Below are 19,052 nucleotides of genomic sequence, written 5' to 3'. Positions count from 1 at the left end.
TCAAGAGAGTCCCTGATGTCGACTAAGGGATCTGTGAAAGGAAAGACAGTTCAAATCAAAAATCTATAGAGCGTTGCGTCCGAAAGTCTAAACAGACACGGCTCTTTAAAAACAAAAGGAGAAGATTATGAAAACAGAACCGATTCATCGTACCAGTATGTGGAAATTTAAGTTAAGTGCTGCCACCATGACTTTGATTCCCGCTGCCGTGGGGATTAACTATGTTGCCAAAGCCTTGGCGGAGGGGTTAAAGTTGCCCGTTTGGCTGGGGTCTTTGGGAACCTTTCTTGCCAGCATGTTGGCTGGGCCGGTTGCAGGTGCCATCAGTGGTTTCATCAACAACGTGATCTATGGGCTGACCTTATCGCCAATTTCAACCGTGTATGCGATTACCAGCATCGGAATTGGGATTACTGTCGGAGTTTTGCACGCCAATGGGTGGTTCTCGTCAGTGCGACGAGTATTTGTTTCTGCTATTATTATTGCCATCGTTTCAGCTGTCATTTCAACGCCACTCAACGTCATCTTTTGGGGTGGTCAGACCGGTATCGCTTGGGGTGACTCATTGTTTGCGGTAATGGTCGCCAATCATGCACCAGTGTGGCTGGCCTCATTTACCGATGAGTTTGTCTTGGATATTTTGGATAAAGTCTGCGTGGCCTACCTGGCATTCTTCATCTATCGTCAGCTGCCGAAGCGGATGGTGCACTTCTTTAGCGGTGATAAATGATGACTGATCAACCATTGATTTCTGGAGCGCCACGGGTCAAGCTCAAGTGGTACCAGGTGATCGATCCGATTACTAAGCTCTTGTTCATCTTGGACATGACGTTGTTGAGCTTTGCCAGTATGAATTTATTGTTTCAGGCCGGATTAATTCTTGTCGCAACACTGCTATTGTTATTTTCCAAATTGAGTTCTACCATCTTTAAGGCGCTGGGATTCAGCCTGTTTCTGATTTGCACCATGCTGATCATCCAAGGGTTATTTTACAGTCGGAATCAAACTGTGCTGTTTTCTGTGCTTGGGGTGTCGTTCTACAAAGAAGGCCTGATTTACGCCACCACTCTGGGTTGTCGAGTATTGGTGATTATTTTGACCAGTGGCTTTTTTATGGTGACCACGAGTATTTCAGAAAACGCGGCCTATTTGGAACTGTCCGGATTGTCTTATAAAACCGTCTACGTTCTGATGTCGGTGTGTTATATTTTGCCGGAAATGATGCGCAATATGCGGAAAATCCAGCAGGCACAAAAAGTTCGCGGAACCAATCCGCAAAAAACGTTGATTCAGAAATTAAAGTCAGTCCTACCGGTTCTAATTCCATTGGTGATTAAGACCTTGGATCAATCGATGGCGCGGTCGATTTCTCTCCAACTGAGAGGTTTTGATAATCTCAACAGGACTGTCAGAACCTCCCAGCGCGTGTATCGCCTGTCGCGGACGCTGCACATTGGTCTGACTGGATTGGCAATTTTATTGATTGGGTGGAAGATATGGACGAAGATAAACGGATTGTAATTGAAAATTTGACCACCCGTTATCCGGGTACTGAGCAACCACAACTGCGTCAGATTAACGCGGAGGTTCATACCGGCCAGGTGGTTGGGATTATCGGGAATAGCCACTCCGGCAAATCGACTTTGTGCCGTGTGCTGGCAGGGGTCATTCCCAAAATGGTGTCTGCTGAGATTGAGGGCGACTGGCACATGTTTGGCCAGCGAGTGTCCGACAATTGGCCCGTTTATAATGCCATGAATGGAGTTGTACTGCAAAATCCAGCTGGCCAACTAAGCGGGTTGGCAGACACGGTTGCCGATGAAATCGCCTTTGACTTGATTAATCAGGGAATGGCTGAAGGACTGATTCAAAAACGGGTTGAAGAAGTTGCCACGCAAATGGGGCTGATTGAACAGCTGAATTTGCGTCCCGAGAGCCTTTCCGGTGGTCAGAGCCAGCGGTTGGCAATTGCCACGGCGATTGCGACTAACCCGGCTGTTTTGATTATGGATGATCCGACCAGTCAGATGGATCCCCTTGGCCGCCGACAATTTTTCCAATGGCTGGCCCAAGTCAAAGAGACGACTGTCTTCATTGTCACCAGTGAAATTGACGATTTGTGCGAAGTCGCCGACGTTGTGTGGGTGCTGCACGAGGGTCAAATGGTAGCCCAGGGCAGGCCGGGTGAGGTGTTTAATCATTTGGCAGCTGACTGGCAGATTCCAGCCCCGACAATCCAGCAACTTGCTCAAAAAATGGATTGGCACTTGGCTGATGGCCGGTATCCGGTGAATGACGCTGAACTGAAGGAGGTTTTTTATGTCCACAATTGAACTGAATCACCTGACGTTCACTTATCCGGAACGGTCCTTTAGCTTGGATGTTGAAGACAAACACTTCGCCGATCCGATGGTGGCGATTGTCGGCCAAAATGGTGCCGGCAAATCAACGCTCTTCAAATTGTTGACGGGCTTGCTGACACCACAAACCGGTGTGATTAAGATCGATGGAGAAAATTTTAATGATCTTAAACCAGTCGAAAAGTTACTGAAGGTTGGGATTACTTTTCAGAATCCTGACGATCAGCTTTTCAACCCGACCGTTCAACGAGAGGTGGAGTGGAGTGTCGCGCAGGTCATGGATGACCGCGACATGATTACGAGGCGGGCTTTAGCGGCTCTAAAAAGAGTTGGCTTGGATGATAAAAAAGCTGAAAGTCCATATGACCTGTCATTGTCGGAACGCAAGCTGTTAAGCGTTGCCACAGTTTTGGCAGTGGATCCGGCGATTTATTTATTTGATGAGCCGATGATGTCGCTTGATTGGGAAAGCCGGCGCAAGTTGACCGCAATTTTCCATCAGTTGGCTGATTCGGGCCACCAAGTTGTGACCATCACCCATGACATGGATTGGGTCGCCGCCGAGTTTGAGTCGGTGTATGTTATGGAACACGGGAAGTTTGGCTTCGCCGGCAGTCCACGGGAATTGTTCAGCGATCACGAACTTGTCCAGCGAGTGGGATTACTACCACCGCGGATTATGGACATAGCGGAGTCGCTGGGTGATTCACAGACATATTTATCGGTTAATGATTATTACCAGAAAAATCGAGATGTATAGAAAAAGTCACCTCTGCGGGTTTTCCAGGTTGAAGGATTAACTTCAGCTTCTGGCAAGAACTCACATGGGTGACTTTTGTGTTTAATAACGTTTCATGATCATCGGGTGCTTCCTCAGATCACTCGGTTTGATTTTACTTTGTTTCATGGTCATAATCATATACCATTTCTTTTGGATCTTTTGTTTGACTAATACAAAATAGGTCTTCATAGGTCTTCGCATTTTTAGCGCCCATTAGGATCATCAGTATAATTTTCTGAATTAGGAGACTGTCCCATCACTATTCGAACTTCGTCTCCCAACTTACGCTGTTCCCATTCATCCGTGAATCCTTTAAATCGCAATTCTGGAACATTCTTTTTAACTGAATCATCTATTTTCGCCATAGTCCCCACCATTTTATTGGTTTTTCTTGATTTACCTTATCAACAGTCTAGTTGGTTGGTACCAATGGACGAAAGCTGCTAAGAAGGGGTATTAGTGACAATTAATAAAATGCATGAGGTTGGGCATGTTGCCCCACCTCTTTTTATGATATACTAGAGTAGTTTTTGAGACTTGTAAAAAATGGTTTTTTTAGTTCAAATTTAAAAAAGAAAAGGGGAGAACATGGACATATTTTTGAGGAGCATATCAGGGATTCTCGTCATTCTGGGTATGATTTTAGTGGGCTTTGTCATTGGTGAAAAAGGCTGGTTCGATGACAAGTCGCGTGGCCTACTCGCTAAATTGGTCACTCAAGTTGCTCTTCCCTGCTATATGCTCTACACCATTACGCAGCGCTTCACAGCAGCAGATCTACTTAAAATGTTGCCAGCCTTGCGGTTTCCTGCCCTGTCTATGGTTATTTTACTTGGCATCGCGACAGGAGTAGCAAGGATCTTTGCGGTGAGACAGGATCGTCGTGGCCTCTTTATTTCCATGTTTTTTAACTCCAATACCATCTTCGTGGGGCTTCCCATTAACCAAGCCCTCTTTGGGGATGCCAGCATTCCCTATGTTTTGATCTATTACATGTGTAATACGACCTTTTTCTGGACCTTGGGAACCTATCTGATTCAGAGGGATGGTGAGGGAGAAGCGCAGTTTGATCTCAAAACGAGTCTGAAAAAAGTCTTTTCTCCGCCCCTGATGGGCTTTCTCTTGGGGCTAGTCATGGTGATGCTGCAGATCAAGTTGCCAGCTTTTCTAGCCAGTGATTTGCAGTATCTGGGCAATTTAACGACCCCCTTATCCATGATATTCATCGGTTTGTCAGTGTCTCATGTAGGTGTGAAGCAGTTGGTTCTGGGAAAAGATCAGCTATTGATTCTACTAGGTCGCTTCCTGGTTGCCCCTCTTTTGATGGCTTCCATCGTCTACTGGTTGCCTCTTCCAAGCCTGATGAAGCAAGTCTTTATCATCCAGTCCGCCATGCCTGTGATGACCAATGCGCCAGTTGTTGCCAGACTCTACGGTGCTGATAGTGACTATGCAGCAGTCATGGTGACAGAGACGACCCTTGCAACCATGGTGGTGATCCCTATTCTCATGCTGTTGATGGCTTAACAAATAGCAAATACAAAAGCTCAAGTTTTTTTAAAACTTGAGCTTTTCTTATAACAAGGCTAACAAGATGGTAAGAACCAGAGCGATGCCCATCCGAATCAGGTGGTGGGCTGGGTGGAAGTTTCCTTTGTGTTTCCCATTCCAATAGGCCCCGTAGCAAATCAAACCACAGCCAATCAGCCAAAGGACTAGAGCGACAATCGGTAAAAAGAAGTAGAGGGTGAGAGATAAGGTCGCAAGACTACTTCCGATGAGGAGAAATGTATTTCCTAGAGTGTGATTCCCTTTTTTAACTTCAGAAAGAGAAGCCAATAAGTGAAGAAGAGCAAAAGCAAGGGCAAAGAAGGCTGTAAAAAAGCTGAGAAGAATGGAGAAGAACATAGAGTTTCCTTTCAAAGAAGAGATTTTGGATATGAGGATTATATATCAAGACCTACGACTCATTTTATGAAGTACCACAAATGATAATACAAGATTCAAAATGATAACCAACAAAGTCAAAAGAGAGTAACCATAGAGTTTAATTGGAATTTCATTTTTGAGATTGCATACAGTAAACAAACTCGTTAAAATGCCCGTTAACAATCCAGGCACATATTTTCGAATAACGACTGTCTGAATCAGATGTCCGAACACATGGTAGATATAAGCAATCACAATGGTTGAGTAAATAGTATAGTTGCTAAACCAGTAACTAAGAAAAAGTGATAGAAGCAGGATTAGAAATTGCTCCAAGACAATAGCATTGAAAGCAAAAGGCGTGTAATAAGAAAGGATTCGATTATTTGGAAACTGTGCTGATAATTTTTTGACAAAGGATGGCATCCATATGATTTCTTCCAGTTCGTGAAGCATGAAGAGCGCTGGAAAGAGAAAATAAAATTGCACGCTGGTCATTGAAAATACTCCTTTCTAGTTCGAGCCCACTTTTAAAATCTCCAAATAAAACTGGATCACTTCTTGTTCGCTATAATTTTTTCCTTTTTTGAGCCACCAGCTGAGGGTTTCGATAAAGTTGGTAATGACCAGGTGCTGAAGATAAGAGTGAGGGATGGTTGGATGGGACTTGATAAGTTCGTCGGATACCATTGGGTAGACATCGTGTTCTAGTTCTTTTCGCAGCTGACGGATAAAATAATCGTTTTTAGAGAGCAAGAGACTGGTCACATGGTCTTGGTTTTTCTTGAAATGCTGGAAGATATGGGCCAGGTAGTCTTGCGGAGAGAGGTGTTCAGCACGCTCAAAGAGGTGATGAAAGAGTTTTTGACAGAGTTCATCTAGCAATAACTCCTTACTCTCGTAATGGCTGTAAAAGGTTGATCGCCCCACATCAGCAAGGTCTATGATTTCCTGAACCGTGATGGCCTCGTAGTCTTTTTGGTTGAGTAATTGTAAAAAAGCTTGATAGATGGCTTTTCGAGTCTTAGTAATGCGACGATCCTGAGCAGTCATATGGACACTTTGAACAAACTGTTCAGTAACGTACACCCTAAACGGTTTGCCCCTATCCTTTCTGTTGTGAATGTTAGATAATGATAATGAACATGATGTTCATGAATCTATTATAACAAAGGAAATAGGATTATGAAGACAAAACATGCGGTCTGGATCGCTTTTTTCTTGAATTTGAGTTATGCCATTGTTGAGTTTATTGCAGGAGGGATTTTTGGATCCAGCGCAGTCCTTGCGGATTCGGTCCATGACTTGGGAGATGCGATCGCTATTGGGATCTCCGCCTTTTTGGAGAGTATTTCCAACCGTGAAGAAGACAGCCACTATACCTTGGGCTACAAGCGTTTTAGCCTTTTAGGGGCCATGGTAACAGCTGTGATTCTCATGACAGGGTCCGTTCTGGTTATTTTGGAAAATATAACGAAACTCTTTCACCCACAACCTGTCAATGATGAGGGGATTCTCTGGCTTGGAATTATTGCCGTCAGCATCAATGTGCTAGCGAGCCTCGTCATTCGTAAGGGGCAAACCAAGAACGAATCCATTCTCAGCCTGCATTTTTTGGAAGATACCTTGGGCTGGTTGGCCGTCATCCTGATGGCGATTGTTCTGCGATTTACCGATTGGTATATTCTGGATCCGCTCTTGTCTCTTGCGATTTCCTTCTTTATTCTGTCAAAAGCCATTCCACGTTTTTGGAGCACACTCAAGATATTCCTTGATGCTGTACCAGAAGGAGTGGATATCCAGAAGATCAAGACGGATTTGGAAGAGTTGGACCATGTCGCTAGTATCAATCAGCTCAATCTTTGGACCATGGACGGCTTAGAGAAAAATGCCATTGTCCATGTTTGTCTGGAGCATGTCAACCATATGGAGGTCTGTAAAGAGTCTATTCGCACCTTGCTCAAAGATTGTGGCTTTCAAAACGTTACCATTGAGGTTGATGAAGACCTGGCAACTCACCGAGCTCACAAACGCAAGATCGAAGAGTTGGAAGTGAATCAAAGTCATGGACATATTCATCACCATTAAGAATAGTTATTTTCACTCTTAGAGTTTATCTCTAGGAGTTTTTTTGATACTAAGCTCACTAAAGTAAGCCTTTTCGTGATAAAATAGAACAAATGTGGAACAAGGAGTAATTATGAGTAAAAGAGCTGTGTTGATGATGACTTTTGGTTCGCCAGAAGAGATTACCTATGAAGGAGTAGCGGAATTTTTCACAAATATACGCCGTGGGGTACGTCCTGAACCGCATGAAATTCAGACTTTATATGACAATTATGTCCGAATCGGTGGAACGCCGCTCCAAAGGATAACAAAGGAAGAAGTGGACTTGGTTGCTACTGCTCTTGGAAATCAAGCATCGGTCTACTTTGCTAATAAATTTTCCCGTCCTTTCATCACTGATACGATTAAAGAGATGGAGAATGACGGAATTGAAGAGTGTTTGTGTTTGATTCTAGAGCCCCATTATTCCTACTATTCTGTCATGGGTTATGAAAAATTTTTAGAAAGTGGTCAGATAAAGTTCCAAATTATCAAGGACTGGTACCGAGAACCTGACCTACTCCACTATTGGGCTGATGAGATCCAAAAGGTTTTAGATCAGATTGGAGACGACAGTTATAAGGTGATTTTTTCAGCCCACAGTGTCCCAGTTTTGGCACTAGATTTTGGTGACCCTTATATCGATCAGATTTATGACAATAGTCGCTTGATTGCGGAGATTTTAGGGCTTGAAGAGGAGCAGTACACCAATACTTGGCAGAGTGAGAGTGATATTGGTATTCCTTGGATTAAGCCGGATGTCTTAGAATACCTTCGTAATGAGAGGGAGCATCCTGACCACTATATTTTTGTTCCGATTGCCTTTATTAGTGAGCATATTGAGGTTCTTTTTGACAATGATGTGGAATGTAAGGAGCTTTGCCAAGAGCTAGGTGTAGCCTATCACAGACCTCCTATGCCAAATAGCGATCCTCGTTTAATCAAGGCACTTCTTTCGACAATTCAGTCTCATATAGACGGTGACTATAGTGACTATCAACCTCAGCTGGAGACCTTTGATGAGTTGGAAGCTCCATCAAGCACGAGTCAGATTTTGGAAGAAGAGAATGATATCCAAATGCCAGATTTTGTGAAGAAGTTAATTGCCAAGAAAGGCCGCGAAAATGTCAAAATGCCCTATCTGATTAAGAAAATGCTAGAAAAGAAGTATGGAAAAAATATGATTAAATGATGGAGTTTTAAATCAGGAAGTGGGCTAGAGCTCGATAAAAAGTGTATACTATAGGTAAGTAAGCAATAGAAAGTAGGTTGTTCCTATGAAGAAAACAGTCTATACAAAAGCTGGGCAAGTGGGCCTTGTAGAAGTGGAGCGTCCACACATCGAAGCACCAGATGATGCCATTATTCGCATTGTCCGTACTTGCGTTTGCGGTTCAGACCTTTGGAGTTACCGCAATCCAGATATTGAAGCAGGTCATCAAAATAGTGGCCACGAAGCTATTGGGATCGTTGAAGAAATCGGTGAGGCCATTACAACGGTCAAACCAGGAGACTTTGTCATCGCGCCTTTCACCCATGGTTGTGGGGAGTGTGACGCCTGTCGTGCTGGCTATGATGGGACTTGTGACCGCCATATCGGCACCAACTGGTCTGATGGGGTTCAAGCAGAGTACATGCGCTTTGAGTATGCTAACTGGGCCCTTGTCAAGATTCCAGGTCAACCATCTGATTATACAGAAGCCATGCTCAAGTCACTTTTGACACTTGCTGATGTCATGCCGACCGGTTACCATGCAGCGCGTGTAGCTAATGTGCAAAAAGGTGACAAGGTGGTCGTTATCGGGGATGGTGCCGTGGGTCAATGTGCGGTGATCGCAGCTAAGATGCGTGGAGCTTCTCAAATTGTCCTTATGAGTCGCCACCAAGACCGTCAACAAATGGCCTTGGAGTCAGGTGCGACAGCTGTTGTGGCTGAGCGTGGTGAAGAAGGGATTGCCAAGGTCCGTGAAATCCTCGGCGGCGGAGCAGATGCGGCTCTTGAATGTGTGGGTACCGCAGCAGCCGTAGACCAAGCCCTTGGTGTTCTTCACAATGGAGGGCGCATGGGATTTGTCGGCGTTCCTCACTACAATAACCGTGCCCTTGGTTCGACCTTTGCCCAAAACATTTCGGTGGCAGGTGGAGCAGCTTCAGTTACTACTTATGACAAACAAGTTTTGTTAAAAGCAGTTCTTGATGGCGATATTAATCCAGGACGTGTCTTTACCACAAGTTATAAATTGGAAGATATTAATCAAGCTTATAAAGACATGGATGAACGCAAGTCTATTAAGTCTATGATTGTGTTTGACTAGGTCAGTTCTAGTTCTATCAAAGGCTTGGAGATGCAACAGTTAGTTGTATTCCCAAGCCTTTTTCTATACCATAAAAGGGGAAATAGATTTTCTCCAATAAATGATAAAAAAGAAAAAGCCTCTCGTACAGGTTGCGAGGGCTGTAATAAGGTTTGATGCTTGCTTCGATAGAAGTGAGATTAATTCTCCATTTCATAAAGTTGCGCTTCAATTTCTTCTAGAAAGGCTTTCTCAGTGGCGGTTTGATCATGGCTGTCCTTCCAAATAAGGTAGAAACCTTCATCACCTTGGTTAGTACAAGGAAGAAAAACCAGTTCAGGATGATCTACAATTCCGTCAAGACACAGAGCGATGCCAAGACCTGCTTGAACCAGACGACTTGCGGTATAGAGAAGATTATAAGTAGCAACTACTTTATAGTCATAGTTAGCAAAAGCTGATTTGTCAATGTCGGATTGATTAGAGACAATGAGCGGATAGCTCACAATTTCCTCTACTGTGATTTGTTCGAGGTTTGTCAAGGGGTGATTCTTAGGGACCAAAACACCCCATCGGTCTTTTCTAGGAAGTTGAATCATCTTGTATTTGGCTGGGACAGTACGTGTGAATACAAGTGCGAAATCAAGAGTGCCTTTGTCCAGCTTCTCATAAAGGCTATCCGCTTTATCGTCGTAAAAGTTGAGACGTATTTGAGGGTAGATTTCTAGCAAACTGCGACAGGCATCTGCTACGAGATCGAAACTAGCTGTTTCAGCTGTACCTATATGAAGGTCTCCTCCAATCTCGCCTTTTCGGGTCAGATTTTCCTCTGTTTTACTGACTAATTGTAAAATTTCTTGTGCCCGATTATAAAGATACTGACCATCTTCTGTTAGTGTCATCTCACGATTGGCTCGATGAAACAAAGAAACACCTAATCCCTCTTCTAACTCTTTGAGCTGTCGAGATAGGGTTGGCTGGGTAATGAGCAAGCGTTCAGCAGCGCGAGTGATGTTTTTCTCCTGAGCGATGGTGACAAAGTAATGTAAAATCCGAATATCCATAGCTCTAGTATAACATATAATGCTTTTTAGGCATAGAAGGTATAGAAAATAGATATTGGAGTATATTATTCAGAGAAGCTATAATAAACTCATCAAGAAAAAAGAGAAAACTAATGACTGAAACAATGAATTTCACACAAGAATGGGATAAGACTTTTAAACTCAGCGAGGAAGTGGAACATAAAAGGTTACCTTTACCAATCACTTCGGCATCACTCTAGTAGCAGATCTTTATCAACCAAAAGGGGTGACTGGAAAACTACCAGCACTTGCGGTATCTGGTCCATTTGGAGCGGTGAAGGAACAATCTTCTGGCCTTTATGCTCAGGAAATGGCGAAACGTGGCTATCTAGCGATTGCTTTTGATCCTTCTTATACTGGTGAATCAGGTGGTTACCCACGTTCTATCAACTCACCGGATGTTAATACAGAAGACTATCAAGCAGCTGTAGACTACCTAGTGACTCATGATCAGGTGGATGCCGACCGTATCGGGATTATCGGTATCTGTGGCTGGGGTGGTATTGCCCTGAATGCAGCTGCCATCGATCCTCGTATCAAGGTGACTATTGTATCAACCATGTATGACATGTCTCGTATTGCAGGAAATGGCTACTTTGATGATCAGGACAATGAAGAAGCTCGTTACCAAGCACGTCTGGCACTTGCCAAACAACGGACCTTGGATGCACAAACTGGCGAAATGCAACTAGCAGGTGGGGTGCCTGATGTTTTGCCAGAAGATGCTCCATACTTTGTGAAAGATTATTTTGATAATTACAAACAACCTCGGGGTTACCACGCACGCAGTCTTAATTCAAACAATGGTTGGGCTGTTCAGAGCAATACAAGCTTTGCCAATACCCGTTTCCTCTATTACACAGATGAAATTCGAAATGCTGTGCTCGTAATTCATGGTGACAAAGCGCATTCCTATTACATGGGAAAAGATGCTTTTGAAAAACTCACAGGCGATAATAAAAAAATGATTACGGTCGAAGGGGCTAGTCACACAGACCTTTACGATCAGTTGGATGTGATTCCATTTGAAGAGATGGAACGCTTCCTAAAGGAAAATATGTAAGATAAATGAGTTCGTAAACAGCTTTGCTAGTTAAAGAGTTTAGGATCATCTAACTCCTACAAAAAGCCAATCAGAAAGGTATTTATGAAGAAAAAAACGTTACTTTTCAGTCTTTTAGCAATGTTTGCCCTTGTTTGTGCTGGTGGTTGGTATTTACTACATCAAAACCAAGCGCAGACCGTAAAAGCAGAAGCAAGAAAAACATATATCCAATCAAGCCGTCCGACCATCTTTTTTCATGGTTGGGGTTCGAGTAGTCGTGTAGAAAGACATATGGCTAATGCGGCTAAAAAAGCTGGAGTTACTCAAACCATCATCGAAGCTAAGGTAGCTGAGGATGGGACAGTCACTCTAAAAGGAACCATTCCTAAAGATGCTGTCAATCCGATTGTCCTAGTCAATTTTGACAATAATCGAGGAGCTAGCACTCAGGATCAGGGCAACTATGCCTACGCTGTTGTCAAGGCTCTCCAAGATACTTATGGAATTACGGAGATGAATATGGTTGCTCACTCATACGGGAATACGGCCATCGTCTACTATATGCTCCAACACGGCAGTGATACGAGACTACCTAAATTGGTCAAACAAGTGGATATTGCTGGTCACTTTAACGGAATCATAGGTATGGATGAACAGGAAAATATCACACTAGATGACGAAGGAAAACCATCTAGCATGACAGAGTCCTATCAAGAGCTCTTGTCTCTTGGAAATCACTACCCTCAAGATCAGGTTGAAGTTCTTAACATCTATGGCAATACAGATAAAGGAAATGATGAGCGCGTGACCAATTTGTCTAGTCAATCTTTGGGCTACCTGCTTAAAGGACATGTCAAATCCTATCAAGAAAAGGAAATCACAGGTCCTGATGGCCAACACAGTAAACTTCATGAAACAGCTTTAGTTGATGAGCCGATGATTGCTTTCTTGTGGGGTAAATAAGTTTATTAGAAGAAATTGCATCTGACAGTAGTATTAGTCAGGAAAGAAAAGAAGTTCTCATTTCTCAAGTTCTAAACGGCCGGTGGTTCAGCCGTGGTTTAGATGAAAAATACGGTCATTTATCAGATTTTGAAAAGTAATGAGAAAAATTGAAACCCAAGGTATTTATTTGAAAAGTCAAGAGCTGTCCCCATCGTACAAGGATATGGACGAAGGCGAGTCTATGCTTGATGTCAGATAATGAAAAATTCTAGTAGAATCTTAAATCTACTAGAATTTTTTTAGTTAGTAAATATCTCATACTTTAAATAGCAAAAAAATATTAGTTGATCACTTTATTTATGTTTCTAAATCAACACATAGGTTTCAACCGCTTGTCCAGCCCCGTTTTCATTGTTGGTCTTTGTCACGACTGCTGCTCCCTCTTTCACTTCTTGTGGAGCGTTGCCCATAGCGACCCCGATGCCTGCTTTTTTGAGCATAGGGAGGTCGTTGAAGTTGTCTCCCATGGTGAGGACTTCTTCTAAGTTCAAGTGGTAGTAGTTGGCGAGCTCAATCAGAGCATCTTCTTTGGAAACGTTCTTAGCTGTGACTTCTAGGTAGTTGGCTTTGGAGAGATAAAAGGCGGTAGAAGGGAAGTCGTCGGCAGAAATAGTGCGATAGAGAGTTTGGATCTCTTCTGGCTCCCCGATTAAGAGCAATTTGTGAAGGGGCTTTGTCGGATCCAGCAAAGGATCTAATAGGGGAAGAATGAGAGGTTTTTCCCCTGTAATCCGGGCCTCCTCATGACTCCATTGGTCAAGGCGGTCGGTCATCCAGTCTTTTCCACTATAGAGGTTGATCGAAACCTGAGGAAAGTGTTGGTTGGCCCAGTCGATAAAGTTCCGGGCTTCCGTCTTGTCCAAAGGATGCTCGAAAAGAACCTGCTCTCCCTTTTGGATCAAGGCACCATTGTAGCAAGCCATGGGGCAGTCTTCTATACCGAGTTCTCTGGCAATGGGAGCCATCCCTTTTGGAGAGCGAGCAGAGGCCAGTACGAAAGGAATGGTTTCGCGTTTTAAATCCGGAATCAATGCTGCCAACTGTGGATCGATCTGATGGTGGTCATTTAAGATGGTGCCATCGATATCGCTGATGATGAGACGAATGTGAGACATAATGAGGACCTCCTAATAGAGAATAGTGGTTTCACTGCCGATTTGTTTAAGGATGTCAGGACTTGGTTTTTGATCGGTAATCCAATAGTCAAATTGCTGGAGTCGAGCGAGATAGTAGTTGGCATGTTGGTGGAACTTGGCACTTTCTGCCACCAGCACCTTGGTACGAGTCCGTTCAAAAACGAGAGACTTGACTGCAACGTCTTCAGCATCCTCAAAGGTGACTTCGCCATTGGCTAAGCTACTCGCTCCAAAAAAAGCAAGATCAAAGCGAAGATTGTCCAGTATGTGTGCTTGATTCGCGTCATAGTAGAAGCGGTTTTTAGGGTAGAATTTCCCGCCTAAGAGATGAACGTCAACCTGGGAATGGCTACTGAGCTGGATGGCATTGTCAAGGGAATGCGAATAGACCGTGACTTCCTTCTTCAGCATGCCAGCAAGCAGGGTCATCGAGGTGGAAACGTCGAGAAAAATCACTTGTCCATTTTGGATCAATTGCAGGGCCTTTTGAGCCATGGCAGTCTTTTCCTTGTTGGCTTTCTGACTGCGGTCTAGGTAAGAAGGGACGGGTTCTTTGTTTAAGGGGAGAAGTCCACCATGGGTCCTACGGACTAGCTGGCGTTGGCTCAGAAGGGCAAAGTCTCTGCGGATAGTATCTTTTGAGACCTTGAAATAATCGACCATTTCTTTAGCGGATAGCTGTTTTCGCTCTTCTAAAAGTTCTAGGATTTTTTCGAGCCGTTGTTCCTGGTACATGAATTCGCTCCTTCTTGCTGTTCTTGTCTTTATTGTACATCATTTTGTAAGCGGGTGCAAGTTTTCTTAAGTGTATTTAAGTGCTTGTGATCTTTTTCTTAGAAAACCTTATTACTGACGTTTGTTTTAAAGGGGGAATTCTGCTATAATATGTCAAAATAACGTGGAGGTTTCCTTATGGCCAGTGAATATGAAAAAATGATTGCGGGTGACTATTATAGACCTGCGGACCCTGAATTACGGGCTTTAGCCCAAGCCTCTCGGGAGAAACAAGAGGCCTTTAACCAAGAGGTGGATCCCAAAAAAGGGGCATCCATCATCAAAGAGTGGTTTGGATCAACCGGTGAAAACCTCTATCTTAATCGACAGGTTCTTGTAGATTATGGGGTCAATATCCATCTGGGAGAAAATTTCTATGCCAATTACAATTTGACCATGTTGGACATTTGTCCCATTACGATCGGCAATAATGCCATGATTGGTCCCAATTGCCAATTTTTGACGCCCTTGCACCCACTGGATCCAGATGAGCGCAATTCTGGTCTCGAATACGGGGCGCCGATTACGATAGGAGACAACTTCTGGGCAGGAGGAGGTGTCACCATTCTTCCTGGTGTGACGCTGGGTGACAATGTGGTTGCTGGCGCAGGAGCAGTGGTCACCAAGTCCTTTGGAGACAATGTGGTCCTTGCAGGAAATCCAGCCCGTGTCATCAAAGAAATACCCGTCAAAAAGGAGAAGGAATGATCCATCGACATGAAATACCCATTTTAGAGTTTGATGACAATCCGCAAGCAGTCATTATGCCGACTCATGAGGGACTCGATCTGCACCTACCTGAAAAATGCATCTATGCTTTCTTGGAAGATGAGATTGAGCGCTTTGCGGAAACTGTCGGAGCCAAACAAGTAGCTAGCTTTGTCTCAGCTACCAAGACCTATCCGGTCTATGTCATGGAGCACCAAGGAGAGGAAATCTGCTTGGCGCAAGCACCAGTTGGCTCTGCAGCTGCTGCTCAATTCATGGATTGGTTGATTGGCTATGGAGTGAAGAAGATTATATCGGCAGGTAGCTGTGGGGTCTTGGTGGATATAGAAGAAAATGCTTTTTTAATCCCGACCAAGGCCTTGCGAGATGAGGGAGCCAGTTACCATTATGTCGCGCCCTCCCGTTATATAGAGGTGGACGGTCGTGCCCTGACTGCTATTGAAACAGTTCTCAAACAAGAGTCCATTCCTTATCAAGAGGTCATGACCTGGTCGACCGACGGTTTTTATAGGGAAACACCTGACAAGGTGGCCTATCGCATCGAAGAAGGGTGTAGTGTGGTGGAGATGGAGTGTGCCTCCCTTGCTGCAGTGGCCCAACTTCGTGGGGCGGTTTGGGGCTTGCTCCTATTTACGGCAGATTCGCTTGCAGACCTGGAAAATTATGACCAGCGTGACTGGGGTTCAGAAGCTTTCGAGAAGGCCTTAGAATTATGCCTAGAAATGGTTCATCACTTGTGAGTCCAATCCACTTTTATGATACAATGAAGCTATGTTAGTCAAATCATTTTTTAAACAATGGCAGTCCAAGATTAAAGGCCTGTCTCCAGCAAGGCGGATCTTTCTCAGTTTTGCCTTAGTCATCTTGATCGGCTCGCTCTTACTGAGTCTGCCCTTTGTCCAGCAAGCAAGCTCAACAGCAGGCTATATCGACCATCTTTTTACAGCGGTTTCCATGGTCTGTGTGACAGGGCTCTTTACCCAGTCGGTGGCTTCGACCTATAATGGCTGGGGGCAATTGATCTGTATGCTTTTGATCCAGATCGGAGGCCTAGGTATTTTGACCTTTATCGGTCTCTTCTTTATGGAGAGCCGACAAAAGCTCAGTTACAAGGACCGGCAGACCATTCGGGATAGCTTTAGTTTTAGCAATAACCAAAGTTTGGCCCGTTTTGTCCGCTCCATCTTTATTACCACCTTTACCATCGAAGGTGTCGGGGCCTTGCTTCTCATGACTCGCTTTATTCCTCGCTTTGGCTGGGGTCATGGGATCTTCAACTCCATCTTTGTTGCGGTTTCCGCCTTTTGTAATGCGGGCTTTGATAATTTTGGGGGCGATAGTATGATGAGTTTCCAGACCGATTGGTTGGTCAATCTGACCTTATCTGCTCTGATCATTACTGGGGGCTTGGGCTTCATGGTCTGGTTTGACCTAGCTACCAAGGCCCGTAACCAATCAGGACGACGGACTCTTCGCTTTCATACCAAGGTGGTTCTCTGGTTAACAGCTGCGATTCTCCTCTTTGGGACAGTAACCAGCCTCTTGACCGAGTTTAATAATCCGGCAACGATTGGGTCCCTGCCATTGGGAGAGAAGATCTTGGTCAGCTTTTTCCAAACGGTCAGTATGCGGACGGCTGGCTTTGCCTCACTGGATTATACAGCAGTCCGACCTGTGACACTCTTTGTCTATATCCTCCAGATGTTCCTAGGTGGGGCACCAGGTGGGACAGCAGGAGGGATGAAGATCACCACCTTCTTGGTGCTGATTCTCTTAGCGCGCAAAGAGTTGCTCGGCTTGCCACATACCAACCTGGGTAAGCGCACCATCGCTCCAGACTTGGTCCAACGCTCTTTGGGGACGGCAGTGATTTTCCAGTTGACTTTTCTCCTTGGACTCTTTGGTCTTTGTCTCGTGACTCCGGATGGTCAACGTTTTCTGTACTTGGTCTTTGAGGTGGTATCGGCTTTAGCGACAGTGGGCGTGACGGCTAATGTGACCTCGACCTTAAATGGAGCAGGGCTGGGCATCATCATGCTGCTCATGTTTATTGGGCGGATCGGCCCCTTGACCCTTATGGTCAGCTTGAACAATTACAAGGCCAAAAAGGCAGATGCCTTGCAATATGCCAAGGCAGACATCATTATCGGATAGGAGAGACTTATGGCAAATCGAACCATTGGAATTCTGGGATTAGGGATTTTTGGACAGAGTGTCTTAAAAACCCTGCAGGACCAGGATGTGGATATCATTGCAATTGACGATCATGAAGATGTGATCAACCAGTATGAATCTATGATTACAACTGGGATTGTTGGAGACATTACGGAAATGGACCTCTTGGATGCGGCAGATATTGGGAACTGTGACACAGTCGTCATTGCGACGGGAGAAAACTTGGAATCAAGTGTCCTGGCGGTCATGCACTGTAAGGCACTTGGCGTCGAGCACGTCATTGCCAAGGTCAAGAATGAAGTGACCAAGGAAGTCCTTGAGAAGATTGGAGCTGATTTGGTCATCCTACCAGAGGTAGAAGCGGGGATGTCCCTCGCTAAGATGATCCTCTTCCAACACGGGATTGAAGTCTTCCAGTTGGATGAAGCAGTGGTGGTGGCTGAGTTTACGGTTCCAGCTAGCTGGGTAGGAAAAAGCCTTCAGGACTTGGCTGTCAGAGAGGAGTACCATCTCAATATTATCGGCTATCGAGATGCGGAAGACCAACCGCTTCATATTCAGATTGGTCCCGACTTTATCTGGCCTGAAGGGGTGCGCGTGATGGCAGTGACAGACAACCAATATTTAGATAGAATCCAAGATTTGTTAGACTAATAGTGTAATGGAAACGGCCCAAAGGTCGTTTTTTTCTTCTCTAGGTTAACTCTTCTTTAAGCATTGATTGCTAAAGTAAGAGAAACAAAAATACTTCCATTGTGGGAATAGAAGGATGAAAGATGACATTTTTTAACAGAATACGACCCAAACAGCCCTTAAAAGAGCTCAAATGGTTTGATATTGGCATTGTGACGGTCATTCTCTTTGGGCAATTCATTGTCCGCTCGACCCAGCTGTTTTTAGCCAGTTTTCAGCCAGTCGCGCAGACTGCAGTAGCCACAAGCAGTAGCAATACTGCAAGTGAAGGGGCTGCTTATTCCAGCAATATGACCTTGCAGTTGATCTTGCTGACTCTAGCTCTTCTTTACTTGTTGCTCCGTCGCTTTGATTTTAAACAATTGCCAATCCGCTTCAAGTGGTCCACCTTGATCTGGGTGCCCCTGCTCTTTGCAGCGATGGGACTTTTTGGGGATGTAATCTCAACGGTTTCGGGTGAATACAATTACCTAAGTCCGAGTCTTTGGCCTTTTATCGATCCTATGCAGATCCTCCATAAGTTCATGGCTTTGAGTCCCATGGCGATTGCTTATGGCTTACTCAATGGATTTTATGAAGAATTTTTCTTTTTGGGCTTAATGACTTCGGTAAGTGAGAAGAACAAGTGGAAGGCGCTGGCCTTTTCAACCCTGATCCGCTTTTCCTTCCACACCTATCAAGGGCTTCTCTGGGCCTTTGTGATTGGCGTCATTTATGGACTCTTTTATTACTTCATGTACAAGAAAGTCGTCAAGAATCTCTTGCCATTTTTCCTCATGCATGCCTTGGCAGATATGTTTGGCTCGAGTCTCATGTATCTCTTGATCAATTGGGGGAGTTGATCTTATAAAATTTTAGGAAAGGCTCTGTCAAGTGTTGACAGGCCTTTTTTTGAGTGCTATAGTAAAATCGTAAGCGCTTACTTTGTGAGGCGAAGCAGATG

General features: G+C 44.4%; 22 protein-coding genes and 1 pseudogene. 15 read left to right on the top strand and 8 right to left on the bottom strand.

The features are described from left to right. The first annotated feature begins 127 nt into the window (after positions 1 to 127). From HMPREF0833_RS05810 to HMPREF0833_RS05795, 4 genes are read left to right on the top strand one after another with little or no spacing between them, the layout of a single operon-like run. Positions 128 to 730 carry a hypothetical protein gene (locus tag HMPREF0833_RS05810; protein WP_013904143.1) on the top strand — a complete coding sequence of 201 codons (603 nt, stop codon included), beginning with the start codon at positions 128 to 130 and terminating at the stop codon, positions 728 to 730. Next, positions 730 to 1,521, top strand: a complete 792-nt coding sequence (locus HMPREF0833_RS05805; RefSeq protein ID WP_174221310.1) for an energy-coupling factor transporter transmembrane component T — start codon at positions 730 to 732, stop codon at positions 1,519 to 1,521. The genes HMPREF0833_RS05810 and HMPREF0833_RS05805 overlap by 1 nt, the downstream gene beginning before the upstream one ends. Beyond that, positions 1,497 to 2,333, top strand: a complete 837-nt coding sequence (locus HMPREF0833_RS05800; RefSeq protein WP_013904141.1) for an ABC transporter ATP-binding protein — start codon at positions 1,497 to 1,499, stop codon at positions 2,331 to 2,333. The genes HMPREF0833_RS05805 and HMPREF0833_RS05800 overlap by 25 nt, the downstream gene beginning before the upstream one ends. Then, the gene (locus HMPREF0833_RS05795) at positions 2,320 to 3,120 is read left to right on the top strand and encodes an energy-coupling factor ABC transporter ATP-binding protein (RefSeq protein WP_013904140.1); all 801 of its coding nucleotides are present in this window, start codon (positions 2,320 to 2,322) and stop codon (positions 3,118 to 3,120) included. The genes HMPREF0833_RS05800 and HMPREF0833_RS05795 overlap by 14 nt, the downstream gene beginning before the upstream one ends. An 81-nt stretch (positions 3,121 to 3,201) precedes the next feature. Here the strand turns inward: HMPREF0833_RS05795 and HMPREF0833_RS11015 are convergent, their stop codons facing one another. Together HMPREF0833_RS11015 and HMPREF0833_RS10910 are read right to left on the bottom strand one after the other, a co-directional pair. Further along, complete coding sequence (locus HMPREF0833_RS11015; RefSeq protein ID WP_002878297.1) at positions 3,202 to 3,330, bottom strand: hypothetical protein; 129 nt, start codon at positions 3,328 to 3,330, stop codon at positions 3,202 to 3,204. Positions 3,331 to 3,344: 14 nt separating this feature from the next. Next, the gene (locus tag HMPREF0833_RS10910; RefSeq protein ID WP_169309956.1) at positions 3,345 to 3,506 is read right to left on the bottom strand and encodes a hypothetical protein; all 162 of its coding nucleotides are present in this window, start codon (positions 3,504 to 3,506) and stop codon (positions 3,345 to 3,347) included. A 223-nt stretch (positions 3,507 to 3,729) separates the two neighbouring features. Between HMPREF0833_RS10910 and HMPREF0833_RS05785 the strand changes: the two genes are divergently transcribed. Then, positions 3,730 to 4,668 carry an AEC family transporter gene (locus tag HMPREF0833_RS05785; protein WP_013904138.1) on the top strand — a complete coding sequence of 313 codons (939 nt, stop codon included), beginning with the start codon at positions 3,730 to 3,732 and terminating at the stop codon, positions 4,666 to 4,668. Between the two features lie 48 nt (positions 4,669 to 4,716). Here HMPREF0833_RS05785 and HMPREF0833_RS05780 read toward each other — a convergent pair whose 3' ends face one another. The 3 genes from HMPREF0833_RS05780 to HMPREF0833_RS05770 are packed head-to-tail and all read right to left on the bottom strand — an operon-like array spanning position 4,717 to position 6,120. Continuing rightward, positions 4,717 to 5,049 (bottom strand): hypothetical protein, encoded by a 333-nt coding sequence (locus HMPREF0833_RS05780; RefSeq protein ID WP_013904137.1) that lies wholly within the window; start codon positions 5,047 to 5,049, stop codon positions 4,717 to 4,719. Between the two features lie 45 nt (positions 5,050 to 5,094). Beyond that, complete coding sequence (locus HMPREF0833_RS05775; protein ID WP_013904136.1) at positions 5,095 to 5,565, bottom strand: HXXEE domain-containing protein; 471 nt, start codon at positions 5,563 to 5,565, stop codon at positions 5,095 to 5,097. A gap of 15 nt (positions 5,566 to 5,580) precedes the next feature. Next, positions 5,581 to 6,120, bottom strand: a complete 540-nt coding sequence (locus HMPREF0833_RS05770) for a TetR/AcrR family transcriptional regulator (RefSeq protein WP_222846884.1) — start codon at positions 6,118 to 6,120, stop codon at positions 5,581 to 5,583. Positions 6,121 to 6,252: 132 nt separating this feature from the next. Between HMPREF0833_RS05770 and HMPREF0833_RS05765 the strand changes: the two genes are divergently transcribed. The 3 genes from HMPREF0833_RS05765 (at position 6,253) to HMPREF0833_RS05755 (ending at position 9,488) form a co-directional block, all read left to right on the top strand. After that, the gene (locus tag HMPREF0833_RS05765; protein WP_013904134.1) at positions 6,253 to 7,155 is read left to right on the top strand and encodes a cation diffusion facilitator family transporter; all 903 of its coding nucleotides are present in this window, start codon (positions 6,253 to 6,255) and stop codon (positions 7,153 to 7,155) included. A gap of 112 nt (positions 7,156 to 7,267) precedes the next feature. Continuing rightward, the gene (gene hemH / locus HMPREF0833_RS05760; protein ID WP_041818364.1) at positions 7,268 to 8,365 is read left to right on the top strand and encodes a ferrochelatase; all 1,098 of its coding nucleotides are present in this window, start codon (positions 7,268 to 7,270) and stop codon (positions 8,363 to 8,365) included. Positions 8,366 to 8,450: 85 nt separating this feature from the next. Continuing rightward, entirely contained in the window at positions 8,451 to 9,488 is a 1,038-nt protein-coding gene (locus HMPREF0833_RS05755) for a zinc-binding dehydrogenase (RefSeq protein ID WP_013904132.1), read from the top strand. 179 nt (positions 9,489 to 9,667) lie between these two features. On the opposite strand, the gene HMPREF0833_RS05750 is transcribed toward HMPREF0833_RS05755, so the two are convergent. Beyond that, complete coding sequence (locus HMPREF0833_RS05750) at positions 9,668 to 10,531, bottom strand: LysR family transcriptional regulator (RefSeq protein WP_013904131.1); 864 nt, start codon at positions 10,529 to 10,531, stop codon at positions 9,668 to 9,670. A gap of 113 nt (positions 10,532 to 10,644) precedes the next feature. Here HMPREF0833_RS05750 and HMPREF0833_RS05745 point away from each other — a divergent pair. Both HMPREF0833_RS05745 and HMPREF0833_RS05740 read left to right on the top strand, forming a co-directional pair. Continuing rightward, positions 10,645 to 11,615 (top strand): annotated as a pseudogene (locus HMPREF0833_RS05745) (alpha/beta hydrolase). 84 nt (positions 11,616 to 11,699) lie between these two features. After that, positions 11,700 to 12,560: an alpha/beta hydrolase gene (locus HMPREF0833_RS05740; protein WP_013904129.1), complete on the top strand. Its 861-nt coding sequence runs from the start codon at positions 11,700 to 11,702 to the stop codon at positions 12,558 to 12,560. 347 nt (positions 12,561 to 12,907) lie between these two features. Here the strand turns inward: HMPREF0833_RS05740 and HMPREF0833_RS05735 are convergent, their stop codons facing one another. Together HMPREF0833_RS05735 and HMPREF0833_RS05730 are read right to left on the bottom strand one after the other, a co-directional pair. Further along, positions 12,908 to 13,717, bottom strand: a complete 810-nt coding sequence (locus HMPREF0833_RS05735) for a Cof-type HAD-IIB family hydrolase (protein ID WP_013904128.1) — start codon at positions 13,715 to 13,717, stop codon at positions 12,908 to 12,910. 12 nt (positions 13,718 to 13,729) lie between these two features. Further along, positions 13,730 to 14,473, bottom strand: a complete 744-nt coding sequence (locus HMPREF0833_RS05730) for a DeoR/GlpR family DNA-binding transcription regulator (protein ID WP_013904127.1) — start codon at positions 14,471 to 14,473, stop codon at positions 13,730 to 13,732. A gap of 177 nt (positions 14,474 to 14,650) precedes the next feature. Here HMPREF0833_RS05730 and HMPREF0833_RS05725 point away from each other — a divergent pair, with 177 nt between their 5' ends. The 5 genes from HMPREF0833_RS05725 to HMPREF0833_RS05705 all read left to right on the top strand — a co-directional run bounded on the left by HMPREF0833_RS05725 (position 14,651) and on the right by HMPREF0833_RS05705 (position 18,951). After that, entirely contained in the window at positions 14,651 to 15,220 is a 570-nt protein-coding gene (locus HMPREF0833_RS05725; protein WP_013904126.1) for a sugar O-acetyltransferase, read from the top strand. Beyond that, entirely contained in the window at positions 15,217 to 15,981 is a 765-nt protein-coding gene (locus HMPREF0833_RS05720) for a nucleoside phosphorylase (RefSeq protein ID WP_013904125.1), read from the top strand. The genes HMPREF0833_RS05725 and HMPREF0833_RS05720 overlap by 4 nt, the downstream gene beginning before the upstream one ends. A 31-nt stretch (positions 15,982 to 16,012) precedes the next feature. Next, positions 16,013 to 17,395, top strand: a complete 1,383-nt coding sequence (locus HMPREF0833_RS05715) for a TrkH family potassium uptake protein (protein ID WP_013904124.1) — start codon at positions 16,013 to 16,015, stop codon at positions 17,393 to 17,395. A gap of 9 nt (positions 17,396 to 17,404) precedes the next feature. Then, on the top strand, positions 17,405 to 18,070 hold the full coding sequence (locus tag HMPREF0833_RS05710) for a potassium channel family protein (RefSeq protein ID WP_003008667.1): 666 nt from the start codon (positions 17,405 to 17,407) through the stop codon (positions 18,068 to 18,070). A 122-nt stretch (positions 18,071 to 18,192) separates the two neighbouring features. Next, positions 18,193 to 18,951, top strand: a complete 759-nt coding sequence (locus tag HMPREF0833_RS05705) for a CPBP family intramembrane glutamic endopeptidase (RefSeq protein ID WP_013904123.1) — start codon at positions 18,193 to 18,195, stop codon at positions 18,949 to 18,951. Positions 18,952 to 19,052 lie beyond the last annotated feature (101 nt).

The sequence above is a fragment of the Streptococcus parasanguinis ATCC 15912 genome, assembly GCF_000164675.2.
In the GTDB taxonomy this organism is placed as follows: Bacteria; Bacillota; Bacilli; order Lactobacillales; family Streptococcaceae; genus Streptococcus; species Streptococcus parasanguinis.
Note: the sequence above shows the minus strand (reverse complement) of the source record. Positions and strands in the feature narration are given on the sequence as shown.